19 protein-coding genes and 1 tRNA gene are annotated in these 16,867 nt (G+C 35.4%); 7 read left to right on the top strand and 13 right to left on the bottom strand.

The window, feature by feature from the left end; genetic code table 11:
* Positions 1-33 precede the first annotated feature (33 nt).
* Entirely contained in the window at positions 34-264 is a 231-nt protein-coding gene (locus tag EKM60_RS01430) for a helix-turn-helix transcriptional regulator (RefSeq protein ID WP_125711874.1), read from the bottom strand.
* A gap of 170 nt (positions 265-434) precedes the next feature.
* Here EKM60_RS01430 and EKM60_RS01425 point away from each other — a divergent pair, with 170 nt between their 5' ends.
* The 5 genes from EKM60_RS01425 (at position 435) to EKM60_RS01405 (ending at position 4,319) form a co-directional block, all read left to right on the top strand.
* The gene (locus EKM60_RS01425) at positions 435-830 is read left to right on the top strand and encodes a helix-turn-helix domain-containing protein (RefSeq protein ID WP_125711743.1); all 396 of its coding nucleotides are present in this window, start codon (positions 435-437) and stop codon (positions 828-830) included.
* Positions 805-1,227: an ImmA/IrrE family metallo-endopeptidase gene (locus EKM60_RS01420; protein ID WP_125711742.1), complete on the top strand. Its 423-nt coding sequence runs from the start codon at positions 805-807 to the stop codon at positions 1,225-1,227. Before EKM60_RS01425 ends, EKM60_RS01420 begins: the two co-directional genes overlap by 26 nt.
* Before the next feature lie 102 nt (positions 1,228-1,329).
* A complete protein-coding gene (locus EKM60_RS01415; protein WP_164508285.1) occupies positions 1,330-2,160 on the top strand; it encodes a PH domain-containing protein in 831 nt (276 codons plus the stop codon).
* Between the two features lie 27 nt (positions 2,161-2,187).
* Positions 2,188-2,778, top strand: coding sequence for a hypothetical protein (locus tag EKM60_RS01410; RefSeq protein ID WP_125711740.1), 591 nt, complete (start codon positions 2,188-2,190; stop codon positions 2,776-2,778).
* A gap of 392 nt (positions 2,779-3,170) precedes the next feature.
* Complete coding sequence (locus EKM60_RS01405; RefSeq protein ID WP_125711739.1) at positions 3,171-4,319, top strand: tyrosine-type recombinase/integrase; 1,149 nt, start codon at positions 3,171-3,173, stop codon at positions 4,317-4,319.
* 204 nt (positions 4,320-4,523) lie between these two features.
* Here EKM60_RS01405 and EKM60_RS01400 read toward each other — a convergent pair.
* From EKM60_RS01400 to EKM60_RS01385, 4 genes are all read right to left on the bottom strand, one after another.
* Positions 4,524-4,611, bottom strand: a tRNA-Ser gene (locus tag EKM60_RS01400).
* A 27-nt stretch (positions 4,612-4,638) separates the two neighbouring features.
* Entirely contained in the window at positions 4,639-5,157 is a 519-nt protein-coding gene (locus EKM60_RS01395) for an adenine phosphoribosyltransferase (protein ID WP_125677327.1), read from the bottom strand.
* 20 nt (positions 5,158-5,177) lie between these two features.
* Complete coding sequence (recJ, locus tag EKM60_RS01390) at positions 5,178-7,487, bottom strand: single-stranded-DNA-specific exonuclease RecJ (RefSeq protein ID WP_125711738.1); 2,310 nt, start codon at positions 7,485-7,487, stop codon at positions 5,178-5,180.
* A gap of 60 nt (positions 7,488-7,547) precedes the next feature.
* A complete protein-coding gene (locus EKM60_RS01385) occupies positions 7,548-8,210 on the bottom strand; it encodes a class A sortase (RefSeq protein WP_125711871.1) in 663 nt (220 codons plus the stop codon).
* Between the two features lie 175 nt (positions 8,211-8,385).
* On the opposite strand from EKM60_RS01385, the gene galE reads away from it, so the two are divergent.
* Positions 8,386-9,378, top strand: a complete 993-nt coding sequence (gene galE / locus EKM60_RS01380) for a UDP-glucose 4-epimerase GalE (protein ID WP_125711737.1) — start codon at positions 8,386-8,388, stop codon at positions 9,376-9,378.
* A gap of 98 nt (positions 9,379-9,476) precedes the next feature.
* Positions 9,477-10,613 (top strand): AI-2E family transporter, encoded by a 1,137-nt coding sequence (locus tag EKM60_RS01375; RefSeq protein WP_125711736.1) that lies wholly within the window; start codon positions 9,477-9,479, stop codon positions 10,611-10,613.
* 168 nt (positions 10,614-10,781) lie between these two features.
* Here EKM60_RS01375 and EKM60_RS01370 read toward each other — a convergent pair whose 3' ends face one another.
* From EKM60_RS01370 to EKM60_RS01335, 8 genes are all read right to left on the bottom strand, one after another.
* Positions 10,782-11,642 (bottom strand): aldo/keto reductase, encoded by an 861-nt coding sequence (locus EKM60_RS01370; RefSeq protein WP_125711735.1) that lies wholly within the window; start codon positions 11,640-11,642, stop codon positions 10,782-10,784.
* A gap of 238 nt (positions 11,643-11,880) precedes the next feature.
* A complete protein-coding gene (locus EKM60_RS01365; protein WP_125678086.1) occupies positions 11,881-12,216 on the bottom strand; it encodes a metal-sulfur cluster assembly factor in 336 nt (111 codons plus the stop codon).
* A gap of 12 nt (positions 12,217-12,228) precedes the next feature.
* Positions 12,229-13,416 carry a nitrate/nitrite transporter gene (locus tag EKM60_RS01360; protein WP_225426972.1) on the bottom strand — a complete coding sequence of 396 codons (1,188 nt, stop codon included), beginning with the start codon at positions 13,414-13,416 and terminating at the stop codon, positions 12,229-12,231.
* Positions 13,417-13,429: 13 nt separating this feature from the next.
* Complete coding sequence (locus tag EKM60_RS01355) at positions 13,430-13,669, bottom strand: MoaD/ThiS family protein (protein WP_125711734.1); 240 nt, start codon at positions 13,667-13,669, stop codon at positions 13,430-13,432.
* Positions 13,666-14,076: a molybdenum cofactor biosynthesis protein MoaE gene (locus tag EKM60_RS01350; RefSeq protein ID WP_125711733.1), complete on the bottom strand. Its 411-nt coding sequence runs from the start codon at positions 14,074-14,076 to the stop codon at positions 13,666-13,668. Before EKM60_RS01350 ends, EKM60_RS01355 begins: the two co-directional genes overlap by 4 nt.
* Entirely contained in the window at positions 14,073-15,104 is a 1,032-nt protein-coding gene (locus EKM60_RS01345) for an ABC transporter substrate-binding protein (RefSeq protein ID WP_125711732.1), read from the bottom strand. Before EKM60_RS01345 ends, EKM60_RS01350 begins: the two co-directional genes overlap by 4 nt.
* A 3-nt stretch (positions 15,105-15,107) precedes the next feature.
* Positions 15,108-15,860: an ABC transporter ATP-binding protein gene (locus tag EKM60_RS01340; protein WP_164508284.1), complete on the bottom strand. Its 753-nt coding sequence runs from the start codon at positions 15,858-15,860 to the stop codon at positions 15,108-15,110.
* Between the two features lie 16 nt (positions 15,861-15,876).
* On the bottom strand, positions 15,877-16,830 hold the full coding sequence (locus EKM60_RS01335) for a FecCD family ABC transporter permease (RefSeq protein ID WP_125711730.1): 954 nt from the start codon (positions 16,828-16,830) through the stop codon (positions 15,877-15,879).
* Between the last annotated feature and the right edge of the window lie 37 nt (positions 16,831-16,867).

The following is a 16,867-nucleotide window of genomic DNA, read 5'->3' as shown; positions in this document are numbered from 1 at the left end:
ATCGACTTTTTTGTACTCTTAATGTATTGATACTTAATGTTTCATTTTGTTTTTGATACTTTTTGTATCATTAGAAAGTAAAAAAATATCCGGAAAAATCTCATCCATTGTTTGCCCCAAGGTCAAACTAATTTTTCTTGCGGTTTTATTACTTGGATTACGCTGACCGTTCTCAATCTTTCTAATGGTAATTGTTGCTATGCCAACTTTTTTAGCCAAATCATTTTGAGTCAAATCTTTGTCTACTCTATAGTGTTTTAACATTCTTTCCAAAATAACCTTCTCCTTTCTTTTTGATACTTTTTGTATCACAAGGAATATAATACACGATACTTTTTGTATCGTCAATAGTATTTTGAAACTTTTTGTATCATACGATACTTTTTGTATCCGTTATTGTTATTATTAATTCATAAAAGTCATTGAGGTGAAATATGAAATCAATTAGACTAAAAAATTTACGTGATACTTCTGGTATGACTCAACAGCAGGTTGCAGATAAATTAGGTATAACAAGGGCGAACTATTCTCACATTGAAAATGGTAGAAATGAGCCTGACGATGATACAACTGTAAAAATTGCTCAACTATTTAATGTTTCTACAGATTTTTTGCTTGGAAATGATGTTGATCCAACTTGGGCAACAAAAAAAGACACCGTAGATTTAAAATCCTTCTTGGACAGAAATCTAGTAGGTGCCTTCTATGATGGTGACGAATTAACTAAAGAGCAAAAAGATAAATTAGAAATTGCTTTAACTCAAATCTTTTGGGATCAACGCAAGAAAGAAAGAAGCGATACCGATGACAGCAACAAAGGAACTAAATAAATTAGTCTTCAATATCGGTAAACGCTATAACACTTTTGATCCATTTACTTGGGCCGATGAATTGAACGTTCAAATATATTGGAAGGAAGTGGCAGATAAACCACTTGCAGAAACCTTATATTACGGCGATACACCAATTATTATGATGTCCAATACGATTAGATACAGTACTCAGAAATACTTCGTATTGGCTCACGAGCTGTGTCATGTAATCGAACAAGATGGTTTATCAGCATATTATTCTTCAAATGTGAGATTTAAAAATAAATCAGAGAATTCAGCTGATGAATTTGCAATGTCTGTTGTTACCAATCTATACATCGAGGAACATGGTCGACTACCTGATACATATTCTGATTTGAGATGGAATTACGGTCTTCCGGACATGAGATACTAAAATGGAAAAGATACTATCAAATATGCCAATGTTTTGGATTAGATGACTGGTGGGCTCGATTTATTTAAGAAAACTATATTATTTTTAACAAGAGGAACTATTATGGCAAAAAAGCAATGTGCAATTTGTGGAAAACAATTTAAATTCATGGATAACAAATACAATTTACAAAATAACGAAAAAATGTGCGGTGATTGCGCAAAGAAAATTGGATTTAAGCATATGAGTATTAAAGAACTATCAGCTGCACAATTAATGACATCGAATCAAGTAAAAGAATTCATATATAATAAGCAGATTATTGATCCTAAAATATTTATCAAAGATAACAAATCCAACATTGATGGTATTGAGAAAAAAGAAAATCTCATGGGAATAAATAAGGATTCTTCAAATGAAAGATTAGACGATATTCTTAGACAAATGTCTGAAGCCGGCGTGAGCGATACATTTGGGACTAAAAAGGAAATTCGTGCTTTGCCTAATATTCTATCTAACGATGAGATAGTTAAATTTGCAACAAGCGGACTTGTAGATGGAAACACCGTCCTTTGCATATGCACGGACAAACGTGTCTTATTCATTGATAAGGGACTAATTTACGGAATTACTTCAACTGAAATTCCGTTAGATATGATTAACGGAGTTTCATACAAAAAAGGATTACTTTTAGGTTCTATCTCTATAACAAACGGTGCAAAAACATCAATCATTGAGAATATTACTAAAGCTGATACCATAAAAATGGCTGACACGATAAAATTAACGAGTGAACAATTTAAACAATCACTTAGAGAAAATACATCAAATGTTGCCCCTATCCAACCTGACTCATCATTAGATGATCTGCCTAAACTAAAAAAGCTTCTTGATGATGGAATCCTAACCCAAGACGAATTTGATGCCAAAAAGAAACAAATTTTAGGACTTTAACAATATCAAGATATGGAGGATATCAAGATGAAACGTATTATCACATCTGCTCTATTAATTGCTACTACCCTTTCGCTAGCAGCATGTTCAAATAACAAGTCAGCCAGTTCTTCTGCTGAAAAAAAGGATAAGACTACCCTAGTTTCTAAGAAGAAAACTGACAAAAAGAAAAAGGCTTCTTCAACTAAGAAGAAGTCCCCTAAGAAATCTGATCAAAAAAAGGATAGTAACAATAATCAGCAAGCAACTGATCAGAATGACGCTCAACAAAATAACACCAATCAACAAGCTCAAAATCAGACTTCTAATCAATCTCAACAGACATCAAATACAAATGCTAACAATCAGCAAAACCAACAGCAAGCTACTCAGAATACCCCAAACACACAACAAGCAAGTAGTGGTATTTCCTATGATGAGAATACTTTATCCGGATTTGTTAATAAGTATGGTGTCTCACCTGCTCTATACAAAGAGCAACAAGGCATGTCACCATTACAAGCCTTGCAAAGTACACCAGATGATATGAAAACCTTTGGTGAGAAACAAACACAACAAGGTATGGAAAATGGTACCTTAAACCCTGATGGTAGTGCTTCTAACCAATATGGATATTAAAAATACTATTTGAAATTTGGATATATAAAAAGCCATGCTCTCGCATGACTACAATTAAGAGAAATAAATACGCAACTAAAAACGAACTTAATAATACTAAGGACCTTTTGGTTGAAAAATTGAGCATCGCGCTGATGTTACAGATGCAAAAATTGATAACTTAGATCATAAAATCAATGTGGTTATTACTATAATTGCATCCTGCGTGGCAGCAATCTTGGTAAAAGTTTTATTCTTTTAAGCCTTAATTGGCTTTTTATTTTTAACGTCAGAAGAACATATGTGCCCCATAAATTGACATTTTCTTCATATTCGTCAATAGAACTATAAAAAATACTCAAAACAAGACAAATCTTATAAAACAAGTTTACGAAAGAAAGGAAATTGTAATTATGGCAACAATTCATAAACGCAATGGAAAATGGGAATATCGTGTTTCCTATAAAGATCTTACTACTGGCAAATATAGAAATAAAACTAAAGGCGGTTTTACTCGTAAAACAGAATGTGAAGAAGCGGCAAGAAAAATTGAATTACAAAAATCAAATCATGCTAACTTAGCAAAGCAAGATATGCTCTTCTCTGACTACTTTAAAGAATGGGTTGAATTATATCGCATTAAAGGTAAATCACATTCTACAGTTAATAGATACTATTTTGCGATAGATGTAATCAAAAAATACTTTCCAAACATGAGGCTGGTTGATGTTACTAAAGCAGACTATCAGCATTTTTTAAATGAGTTTGGTAAAACTCGTACAAAAGTAACAGTTAGCAAATACAATAGTTTCTTTAGATCAATGTGTGAAGATGCAATAGCTGAACAATTAATCTATACAGACTTCACTAGAAATACAACCATCGTTGCCGGTAAGGAATCAAAAAGCCCCGATGAAAAATTTCTTGAACCTGATGATTACATAAAACTGATTGAAGTTGCTAAAATGCATACTTCTATTAATGATATATCATCAGCTGAAGTATATTTAGTAACACAAACAGGAATGAGATATGAGGAATGCGCGGGGCTTACTTGGAATGATATCAATTTTAATAAAAAAGTAATTCGTGTCAATAAAGCCATCGAAAATGATACTCGTAATCAAAAAACTACCAAGACACCTGCCGGTGTTAGATATGTCGATGTTAGTAGTGACTGCATTAATGTACTTAAAAAGCTCAAAATTGGTCAGGAAGAATACTTTAATAGAATTAATTACACTGATCCTTATAATTATGTTTTTAGAAGCAGACGTAAAGAAACTCCTACTTCTCAATCAGTCAATCAGCAATTAAAGAAATTGCTAAATGAAATAGGGTCAAGCAAAATAATTAATTTTCACGGGATTAGACATACTCATATATCCTACCTACTTGATCAAGGCTTTAATCTTAAATATGTATCAAGACGTGTTGGTCATAAAACAACCGCTACTACATTAAAATATTACACTCATATGTTCGATTCAACATCGCTTGAGCAAAGCAGTGATCTTAGAAAATTATTTAACGGCATTGAAGAAACTAATAATAATGATTAGTATTAATGCAATATTTTGCGCAAGGCGTTTTTTATGATTTCTTGCTGCGCAAAATGGGACAATGAATCTTCCGCTGCGCAAAATTCTGCGCAAATAACATTTAAATTCTCTTACATTTTTTATAAAGCAAAAAAAGAGGAACACCGTTAATTCGGTGTTCCTCTAACTGTTTTTGAGAACTTTTGTTCTCTTTTATTCTAAAAAAGGAGAGTACAGGATTTGAACCTGCGCGCCCGAACTAACGGGTTCGCCGGATTTCGAGTCCGGTGCATTACCACTCTGCCAACTCTCCATAATAAGGGCATTTTGCCCACTATTATTAATATTGCATCAAAGTGAACATGTCGTACCCTTTGATTTTATCACGACCATGCAGGTCCTTCAATTCAATTAAGAAAGCTGTTCCAACAACTTCACCGCCGAGTTTTTCAACTAGGTCGATGGTAGCAGCTAATGTGCCACCTGTTGCCATTAAATCATCTACTACTAGCACTTTCTGTCCAGGTTTGATCGAGTCTGTTTGCATATACAAAGAACCTTGACCATACTCGAGATCATATGTAACTGAAACTGTCTCACGAGGTAGCTTACCCTTTTTACGAGCTGGTGCAAAACCAGTTCCTAATTTGTAAGCGACTGGGCAACCAACGATAAATCCACGAGCTTCGGGTCCAGCAATCATTTCTGCCCCACGACTCTTAGCATATTCAACTATTTTATCAGTGGCAGCAGCATAAGCCTTGCCGTCTAACATCAATGGTGAAATGTCACGAAATAGTACACCTGGTTCTGGGAAATCCGGAACATTAGCAACGTATTTCTTAAAATCAATATCCATCTTAAATTTCTCCATTCAATCTAGCTATGGCAATCATACTCACTCATCCATGATAAAAGACTGCCGAAGTCAGACTCAATTAATATTTTTTCAACATCATTACGTTTCAATCTCTTTAAATAAGTCGGAGATTCAATTAATTCACGTTGTTTTGAAGCATTTGCTTTTTCAACAAAACCATTTACTATTTTAACAAAATCCAGCTCAAAAAACACTTTTAAATAGAAATCTACGTCATTTTTTTGGATTCTTAAATAATCCGCTACGGTTTGCATATCATTTTCAGCAATATTTTGATGTGTATAAAGATATTTCAGCAGCACTTTCATTTTACTCATATCCGGTGTCAGATAACGACTATTGAGGTCAGTATGGAAATATAATGCTGTATGCAAAGTCTTATTTTGCTTGATAAATTCTTTAAATAAATCAATGTTATGTGGACGATCATAAATCAAAATATTTTCACCATTACAGGATTGATCGTACATAACCAATTTAGCACTGGAGTCATGACGTTTAACTGCTTCCAAATATGTTTCATTGAAGAAAATAACACTGTCAAACTTATCAAGAATTGAAGGTGCAATTCGTTTATTTCGATAATCTAAATAAATCGACTGCAATTTGGCCATTTTTTTAGCTTCTTCTGAAACTTCAAAATCATCCAGCATTAATTGCAAGTTCTTACGTCCAGCCCACTCATTGATTCCTAGTTCTCCATAAACATCGCAGACATTATTCGAGATTTCTTTAGCCTTTTGATACATCCCAAAACCAATTGCATCTACTTGATTATTATTAGATGCCACTTTGGTTTTCAGATGTGTTCCATCTTTACCGATCGATTGCATCTGCGTTAAATTGACATTCTTCAATTTTATAACTGGCTTAGGATTTCCTACTCCAAATGGTGCCAGATTACTGATTGATTTGATCAAATTAAAGTTCAAATCTGAAACATTTAAATCGAGATCAAAGACCTCTTTTACAGAACCTTGATAATCAAAATCCTGCTTGGCAGGTTCTTGTTGTAATTTCTCAGTTAATTCTGAAAGTTTATCTTCAGCAACTGAAAAGCCACAGGCCTGTGCATGTCCACCAAAAGCTACGAATAAATCTCGATAACTGTCGAGTGCTTCAAACAAGTTGAATCCTTCCGGACTACGGCCTGAGCCTTTATAGATTCCAGAATCAGCATCCATCTGCAATACTAAAGCTGGCTTGTGAGTTTGTTCAACTACACGACTGGCAACAATACCAAGAATTCCTTGATGCCAATCAGTTCCACTTAAAACCAAGACACCATTATCCTTTTGAGCTTCAACTTGTGCTTGAGCAGCTTCATAAACATCCGCAACGATTCCTTGACGTTCTTTGTTGATATCTTCAGTTTCATCAACGATTTCCTTGGCAAAACCCACATCACCTGTCGTCAACAATTCCACAGCGGAAGAAGCATTGGCCAAACGACCCAGGGCATTGATCCTTGGAGCAATTTTAAAGCCAATATCTTCTTCACTCATATTATTTGGCTTTAACTTACACTTCTTGATCAGTTCACTTAGACCAACGTGATTATTTTCGGCCATTCGTTTGAGACCTTCAGTTACAATGACTCTATTTTCACCCAATAAAGGAACTGAATCAGCGACTGTACCAATAGCGGCCAGATCAATAAACTCTAATGCGTCATCACCTAACAATGCGTCAGCGATCTTAAAAGCCACACCAGCACCAGACAGATAAGGACAAACGTACTCAGATCCAGGAATTGTCGGATGTACGATTGCATCCGCCTCTGGCAATTCTTGTGGCAAATCATGGTGATCGGTCACAACAACTTTGATACCTTGATCTTTAAGATATTTGATTTCGTCTTTACCACTGACACCGTTATCAACCGTTATCAGCAGATCGATATTTTGCTCAACCAAAAACTTATAGACACTCAGATTAGGTCCATATCCATCTTTAAAGCGATCCGGAATATAGAAAATCGGATCGATTCCCAATTTTTTTAGCGTTAACTTCATGATAGAAGTACTTGTCACACCATCGGCGTCATAATCGCCATAAATAGCTATTTTGCTATTCGACTCGACTGCTTGATCGATTATTTCTAGAGCTTTATCCATATCATGCAGACCGAATGGATCTTGCAATCCCCCAATATCAGCATGTAAAAAATCCTCAAGTTTTGTATCATCAGTCAAATCTCGTTCTAATAATAATTCTGATAATACTTTGTCAAAATTATGTTTTTTGGAAAAATCGTCAATCTCACTTGGCGACAATTCTTTTCTTTTTATCCAATTTTTAGAAACCAATACATCACCTACTATTATTTCATTATATATTAAGACAACAAAAAAATAAGCCTATTCGGCTTATTTAGAAAATACTGCTAAGGTCGTTTTATTTGCTGGAAGTGTTCTAACTAGTGAGCCTTGGATCGCCCAACGGTTAGTTCCACCATCGGCACAAGTTATCAAAGTTAATAGAATCTTATTTTCTTCATCGTCTAACAGATAAACTGCGGTCGGAGCCACAATTTTCTTGTAGAAGACTTTATAGACATAAACTTTCTTCATATTAGTTATGTAGGCCAAATCGCCAAGTTGAACGTTCTCAAGTGGTGAGAATAGTGCTCCATTTTGAGTCATGTAGTGACCGGCTAAAGCGTAGTTACGTTTTCCCATCTTCTCGTCTTTCTTCATCGTTCCACCACCGGTTGAAAGTGAATCATCACTTAAGCCTTTTACAATAGGTAGATAAAGATTTACAGAAGGTACAGCCATCTTGCCGATCGGAGCCGCAGTGTTTTTCACTGAGGCTTTGGCAACTTGAGAGGCGCTTATCGGTTTAACTTTTTTGAAGTCATATTGCCCTTTTTTCTTTTCATTGTTTTTAACTTTTTTAGCGGTTAAAGAACTCATATGCTGTTCAGACATATAGTTAACAGCGTATTCTTTAATTGGCTCGTTGAAGATCAATGCTAAAGCTATCAATAGTAATAAGATCGTCCCAAATATTGAGAAGAATTTTTTCATGAGCTTCCAGTCCATTCGAGTAATTAGTTATATTAATCATAATAAGGCATATTCAACTAAAAGTTAAATTATAAATCCAAATTTTAAGGTTAGTCCAAGGTAGTTCTGATAAATTACGATTATAAGCTATAATGGAACTATAAAACAGAGTTTAAATAATTTTGGAGGTGCTTTTATGAGCATTCTTGTCTTAGGTGGAGCCGGATATATCGGTTCACACACTGTTGACCATCTTTGCGACATGGGTTATGACGTCGTAGTGGCTGACAATTTGGAAACGGGTCACAAACAGGCGGTCAATCAGAATGCCACTTTTTATCAAGGTGATATTCGTGATAGAGAGTTCCTGATCAAAATTTTCCAAGAGGAAAATATTACTGATGTGATCCACTTTGCTGCCTTTTCAATTGTACCAGAGTCAATGAAAGATCCACTAAAATATTTTGATAATAATACATACGGAATGATTTCTTTATTGGAAGTTATGCGTGATTTTGATGTTAAACATATTATTTTTTCATCAACGGCTGCTACATATGGTGAGCCTAAACAAATCCCAATTAAAGAATCAGATCCAACTATCCCAACTAATCCTTATGGCGAAAGTAAATTAGCCATGGAAAAAATTATCCATTGGTCAGAAGTAGCTTATGGAATTAAATATGTTGCCTTGAGATACTTCAACGTTGCTGGTGCTAAACCAGATGGCTCAATTGGTGAAGATCACGATCCAGAAACTCATTTGATCCCAGTTGTCCTAGAAGTGGCTGCTGGCCAAAGAGATGAATTAACGATTTTTGGTGACGACTATGATACAAAAGATGGTACCAATGTTCGTGACTATGTACACGTTGAAGACCTTGCTGAAGCTCACCGACTAGCTATGGAATATCTACGTTCTGGTAATGACAGTGATATCTTTAACTTAGGCTCTTCTACTGGATTCTCGAATAAAGAGATCCTAAAAGCTGCTCGCAAAGTGACTGGTAAAGAAATTCCTGCCAAAATTGGACCTAGACGTGCTGGTGATCCTAGTACTTTGATTGCTGACTCTACCAAAGCTCGCAAAATCTTAAAGTGGAATCCAAAATATGATGATGTACATAAAGTTATCGAAGATGCTTGGAATTTTAAAAAACAACATTTGAATGGTTACGGCGAAAATTAATCTATTAACGACACCTTTGGGCGTCGTTTTTTATTTATTCACTAAAAACTAATGGTAAACTATTTAAAGCTTAGTATTTAAATTTGAGGGAGAATTATATGAGATTATCCAAACAGGAATTTATACGTTATGGTGTTTTGATAGCCATATTTTTAGTTCTTTTAGTTTATCCTGCACAAATATTCAATATCTTCAATGTCCTATACAGCGCAGCTTTCCCACTTATAATTGGTGCGGCCTTAGCCTATTGTATTAACTTGTTATCTTCAAGTTTGGAAAAGTGGTTCTGGCCTAAGGCAAAAAACAAATGGGCGGTTGGATTTAGAAGACCTGCCGCACTGCTTGTTGCACTCTGCTTAATAGTTTCTATTATCGCTTGGGTCATGCGCCTAGTTCTTCCACAATTTATCACCGCTATCAGTGGTTTCTTTTCAAGTTTACCTGACGTGATCAACCAGTTTAACAAATGGCTCAATAATTCAAATCAGGCCAGTGCGATTACTTCACAATTACAGACAACTAAAATTGATTGGAATACCATTCAAGCTAAATTGATGAAGTTTATCTCCACCGGATTAACTGGTGTATTCTCGTCTACGATTTCTATCTTTGGCAGCCTTTCTAAAGGGTTATTTAACTTTATTCTTGCCTTTACTTTTGCGATTTATATTGTTAGTGGTAAAGAGAGAATTGCTTCCAACCTTAATCGAGTAATGAATGCTTTTGTTTCTCCAAAAATCATTAAAAAGACCCATTATTTTTTAAAAATAACGGATAAAGCCTTCTCTAGTTTTATTACGGGTCAGGTGATTGAAGCCTTTATACTGGGAACTCTCTGTGCATTAGGTATGTGGATCTTTAAATTTCCAAATGCCCTATCGATTGGCGCACTCGTCGGTATAACAGCTTTAGTACCAATGATCGGTGCTTGGATCGGTGGCGGTGTTGGATTTGTTCTAATTGCCGTTACCTCACCTCTTCAAGGAGTGTTATTCGTTGTCTATATCATTGTGTTACAACAGCTTGAAAGTAACCTGATCTATCCTCGCGTTGTTGGTGGTTCGATCGGATTACCAGGAATACTAGTCTTAGTTGCCATTACAGTTGGTGGTGGATTAGCCGGAATTGTCGGCATGCTAATTGGTGTTCCGATCATGGCTACAATCTATCAATTAATTAAAAACGCTACTTTGAAAAAAGAACTACCAGACAAAAAAATACCGACCCAAAAATAACTGGATCGGTATTATATGAATATCGTTTCTATCGTTTGGTAACACGTGGTTTCTAAAGGAAGAAAGCTATCTCTTCCTCACCATTAGTTTACGACCACGAGATACTCGTGACAAATAAAATGACTGACAAATTAATTTATAAAAAGTATACCTTCGGGTATGCTTTTTTTAGAAATTAGCTGTATCAGGATCAGTTGCTTCACCAGCCAATCCGTGAAGACCATCAATTGTCTTCATATCTGAATCAGAAATTTCAAAATCAAAAATGTCTGTATTTTCCTTAATTCTATCGGCATGAACAGACTTTGGAAGTGGTAAGAATCCATGTTGTAATGACCAACGTAAAACCAATTGGGCAACTGTTTTACCGTATCCTGCAGCCATGCCCTTCAATTCGGGAACACCAAAGATCTTACCTGTACCAAGTGGACTGTAAGCTTCACTCAAAATATCATGCGCATCATTATAAGCTACAACTTCTGGTTGCAACTCACTAGGATTTAAGAAGATCTGATTGACCATTGGAGTAACATTGGCCGTCTTCAAAAGTTCATCCATATGGTGTTGACGGAAGTTTGAAATACCAATAGCACGTGTCTTACCAGCTTTTAACAATTCTTCCATTGCACGCCATGTTTCAGCGTTAACTTCTTGCCAATTATCACGGAACTTCTCTGGATTTGGCCAATGGATCAAATATAGATCAACGTAATCAACACCTAATTCAGACAATGACTTATCCATAGCCTTCTTAGTTGCTTCATAGCCGTGATCTGCGTTCCATAATTTTGTTGTTAAGAAAAGATCATCTCTTTTAATGCTTGAAGCCTTGATACCCTCACCAACACTGTCTTCATTACCATAGGCAGCTGCAGTATCAATATGGCGATAACCGGCCTCAATAGCTGATTTAACACTCTCTTTGGCAACTTCACCATCAGGAGTTTGCCATGTACCAAATCCCACGATAGGAATTTTTACACCATTACTTAAAGTGTATGTATCTGTTAAACTACTAATTTTTGTCATTTGCGAATCCTTCCAATTTCCCACTAGTTAATATATTACATCATTTTATTTTTAAACTCTTTTAAAAAGACTCGAGAAAAAGAGACTGTGATATAAATATTTTTATCTTAAACGTGTAACAAAACATAGATTTTTTTGCTTAAGACAAATAGCTTCAGTAATCCAAAATCGGATTACTGAAGCTATTTGTCTTAATACTCGAAAGCCGACCATGTTTTGTCGCACTTTCTTAATTATTTTATCCGTGGATTCCTAAAGCAATTTGTGCGAAACGACTCATCTTACTCATATCCCATGTTGGATACCAAACAAGATTGATCTCACAAGTTTCTAGTCCGTCGACAGACTTAACAGCGTTATTAATATCATCATTGATCATGTCACTTAAAGGACAACCCATAGTTGTCAAAGTCATCGTTATTGTACAGTGATCACCTTGAATATCGATTCCATAAATCAAACCAAGATTGACAATATCGATTCCCAATTCTGGATCAATAACACCTTCCAATGCTTCAGTTACTTGTTCTACTTCTGCTTGAACCTTTGGATCTTGTGCTTTTTCTTCACTCATAATTGGACTCCTTTAGCTAACGATTCTTCTACTACCAGAGATATAAATCTTCTGTAGTAATACTAAACATATTATACCAAAAATAGCTATAAGATATATTCCAATTTTATAACTTCCTGTCATTTGTTTAATTAATCCTAGAATAATTGGTGGGAAATATCCACCAAGTCCACCCATGGCACCAACAAAGCCAGTAACAGCACCAGTATTACCAGATGAAACGAAAGGTACCATCTTAAAAATAATACCGTTACCTAGTCCAACAAGAATTGCCACTGCAATAATCAAAGTTGTAAAGATTCCTTTAGTTTCTAGGAATATTCCTAAAACAATTGCCGCAACAATAATCAGAATAAAGTCATAACGAAGTAATGTCATTGGTCTAATTTTATCTGATAAGTAGCCACCAATAGGACGAACTAATGTACCGACAACAGCGAACATTGCTGCCCACAAACCGGCATCAACTAAACTATCATTAAACAAATTAACCATGAAAGTTGAAAGAAGATTAGTCATTGACATAAACATCCCAAACGTTAAGAAATAGAACAGTGCCAACAACCAAGTATCACGCTCTTTTGCGACAGATAAGGATGCGCCAAGACTAGCATTCTTATTTGTTTCCGATTCAGGACTGAATAATAAAAGAATAACGAATAATATCAACAATCCGATCAGAACGTAAAACACTCCATTTAAATTGATCGTTTTGACCCATCTTGGGAAAAAGAAGGCTGAAAAAGCTGTACCAATATTACCAACACCAGCAATTCCTAAAACCAAGCCTTGCTTCTCTGGTGGGAAAAATCTTGTAACATACGAAACACCGATGGCAAATGATGTACCACTCATCCCCAACAATAAGGCTGAGAAAACTAACATCCCATATGAATGAACTCGTGGAATCATCAAAACTGGAATAATCAAGAATAACATTAAAATTATATAAGTCTTTTTACCACCAAATCGATCACTCATGATCCCCATTGGAATTCTCATGATAGAACCTAGCAAAATTGGTGTAGCCAACAGTAAAGATCTCTGTAATTCTGAAACTTCTACACCTGCATTTTTTAGAATAATATCGATCATGGGTGCCAAACTAAGCCATACCATAAAGCACACCATCATCGCTAACGTTCCCATTGCCAAAGCAAAATAAGATCTGGATTTACTTCCCATAATAAATATCTCCATTCGTTATTAAATTCTAACCCCCACTAACGGGTGGAATGATTGCTATTTCAGTTACATCAGCCAATTTGAATTCTTCATCATCAGCATATTCCTCATTAACGGCTACCAACGATTGATCCAAAATATCAGAAAAATCAGGATATGACTTTTTAATACTATCTTTAACATCTTTAGCATAGAAATTATCATTTAATTTCAAATCAACTGTGGCACCAATCTCTTCTGCTAAAATCGAAAATAGTTTTACCTTCATTCGCCTAAACCTCCCCAACGTATTTTGTCCCGATCGTACTCCTTTTTCCAAATCGGTACGGTCTTTTTTAATTGATCAATTAAAAACTGACAATTTTCGAAAGCTTCTGCTCGATGAGGTGCAGCTACTCCAATAAATACTGCCACATCAGCCAAATTTAATTCACCAACACGATGAACCATGACAACATCCATTCCCTTAGCTAAAACTTGATCGGCTAACTTTTGCATTTCTTTTTCAGCCATTTGCTTATAAGTGGTATATTCAATCTTTTCAGTTTCGATCTCGTCAGTAAATTTACGAATATTGCCGATAAAAATATCTACTCCGCCAAATTCAGGATGAATCAGACTCTTAGTAAGTTCATCCGTATTAATTGGCTGATCAGTTATTTTGATTAAACTCATTTAATGACCTCCCCGGATAAAATCTTATCCAGTTGTTTGTCAGTAAACTTATGATCAAAGTATTTCACATAAAAATTACTGAATTTATTCTTCAAATCAACATCTTTCATCTGTTGAGGATGGAAAATTTTTGCGGCCCACCAGATTTGCAGATCTTCTTCAGCACTATACCTATCTAAAGCAAAGATACCTGTTGGATTCCCATAAACTTTCTTATTCTTAACTGCCTTCAACGATGAAAAACGAGAATCCTTCTTCAAAAGTTTCAAAGCTTTTTTACTCGTAGCCCCGCCAACAATAATAATATCGGGATTTGCCTTAATGATCTCTTCAGCTGAAATCTCGATCATATTACCTTTAGTTCTGATAGCATTTTTTCCACCAGCTGTATTGATCCATTGATCCACGATCGTTTTTCTGCCATCGACCTTAGTCAGATCCGTCTTATTAGCGATATGCAAAACACTAGGTTTGTTCTTTGCCTTTGAAACTCTCTTCTTAACCTCTTTTATATCACTGTCCAACTGTTTATTATAAGTTTTAGCTTTTTTATTAGCCTTGCCACCTATTATAGCACCAGTTAGTGTAACCGTTTTCTCAAGACCAGCAAAATCATGAAACATTGAATTAACGGCCGGAATATCGGCTTTTTTGATTGTTTCTATTTGTGAAGTATCAGAACTGATAACTACATCAGGTTTTTGTTTGATCAATTCCTCTAATTGAAAACTGTCACCATTAAATGGGACCGCTTGTTTTTTAACACTAGGATATAGATCCGTTAACAAGGCATTATCGTGTATCAACTGTGTTGTCGCAACCAATTGGTGTTCTCCACCAAGCATTAGAAAGATAGGATTATTAGCATGCCATAAATTTGCAACACGTTTAACTTTTTTAGGTATTTTCACCTTCTTACCAGTATTATCGACCACGATTCTTGTCGATGCCGCCTGGACTTTCGACCCTCCTATAAGAATAAAAAATATTCCTAAGGTCAAAATAATTATAGTTTTTATTTTCCTCATAAACTACTCCATCTCTATTCCAAACACATTCCGTTGTAATTGCTTATTGAAGGTTGAAATAATCGGTGTTTGATACAGTCTTGATAAATACTCATCATTCAATATCTGGTCGATTGATCCTTGATGATAAGTTTTATCACTCATCAATAATCCCACAAAGTCTCCAACCATTGTGGCTTGATTGGGGTCATGTGTGCTCATAATAATTGAGATACCTTGATCGGATAGTTTTTTAACTAATTTCAATACTTTGACCTGATTTTTATAATCCAAGGCTGAAGTTGGTTCATCCATAATTAAAATTTCCGGTTCTTGAACTAGGGCTCGACCAATATTAGCTAGTTGTTTTTGACCGCCGCTCATATTTTGTAAACTAACAAACTTCAATTTTTCTAATCCGATTTTGGTGATAATCTCATTTACTAACTTTTCATCTTCCTTATTTGGTTGACTAAATATCGAATGAAAGGCGCTTCGGCCTAATAACAAATAGTCAAATAAACTCAGATTAGTATTGATATTCACACCTTGACTAACCAAAGCCAATTTATGCGAAAGTTCTTTACTGCCAATATTTCTCAGCTCACTATTATCTATTTTGATACTACCTTGATAGTTAGAAAAGACCCCGCTCAAACAGTTGATAAGCGTACTTTTACCTATACCATTAGGTCCTAAAATGACCAGTACCTGACCAGATTCTATCTGCAAGTTGACGTGATCAATAGTATTTTTATCCTTATACGCAAATGACAAATTGTTTGTTATTAAACTAAACACCGAGATTCCTTCCTTTTATCAAAATAAATATAAATATTGGTACACCGATAAATCCTGTGACGATACTCAAAGGAATATCATTTACAGAGATACTTCTAGCTATAGTATCGGCAATTACCAAGAGTACTGCACCAACAATAGCAGACATCGGCAAAGCATAGCGATTGTCATCCCCGACTATTTGTCGACTGATATGTGGAACAACTAGACCGATCCAACCAATAACACCACATAGACAAACTGCGGCAGCGGTCAATAATGTAGCAAAGGCAATCATAACATTACGATTTAATCTAGGATTAATACCAATCGTTTTAACGGTTGCTAGGTCCAAACTCAAAGTATTTAAACGCCAGCGTGTTACCAATAGAAAGATGATCCCGACAACAATTACTGGACCAACTGAATATAGTGCTTGTTTATCTACTTTCATAAAACTACCCATTTCCCAATAGACGATACTTTGCAATTGGTCTTCTGGATCAGCCACATATTTCACCGACCCCAAAACAGATTGCATCAAACCGGACATAATAATCCCGGATAATATTAAACCAATACTAGACTTACTGTGCAAAAAGCTATCAATGATAAGGGTCAAGACAACTGTTACAACACCCATAATAAATGCTGCCAATTCAATAATATAAATTGGTGCATTATTTAGGATCGCAATAGCCGCTCCCACACTAGCACCCGTAGATACTCCCAAAATATTGGGTGATGCTAGTCCATTATTAAAGACAGACTGAAAAGTGGCGCCGGCCATAGACAGACCAGCGCCAACTAAAATTACAGCAATGATACGAATAAATCTAAGATTTAAAATCAATTTAGTTGCGCTATCAGCGTTACCCAAAAAGAACTTAGAAACTTCGGTCATTGATAAGTTGTATCGTCCAATCATCATCGAACAGAATATTAGAATTATGAGTAAGATAAACATTAATGTAATTAAGATTTTATTTTGATGTTTTCTGATT

Source organism: Companilactobacillus kedongensis (assembly GCF_003946625.1).
In the GTDB taxonomy this organism is placed as follows: Bacteria; Bacillota; Bacilli; order Lactobacillales; family Lactobacillaceae; genus Companilactobacillus; species Companilactobacillus kedongensis.
This window is presented reverse-complemented; position numbering and strand designations above follow the sequence as displayed.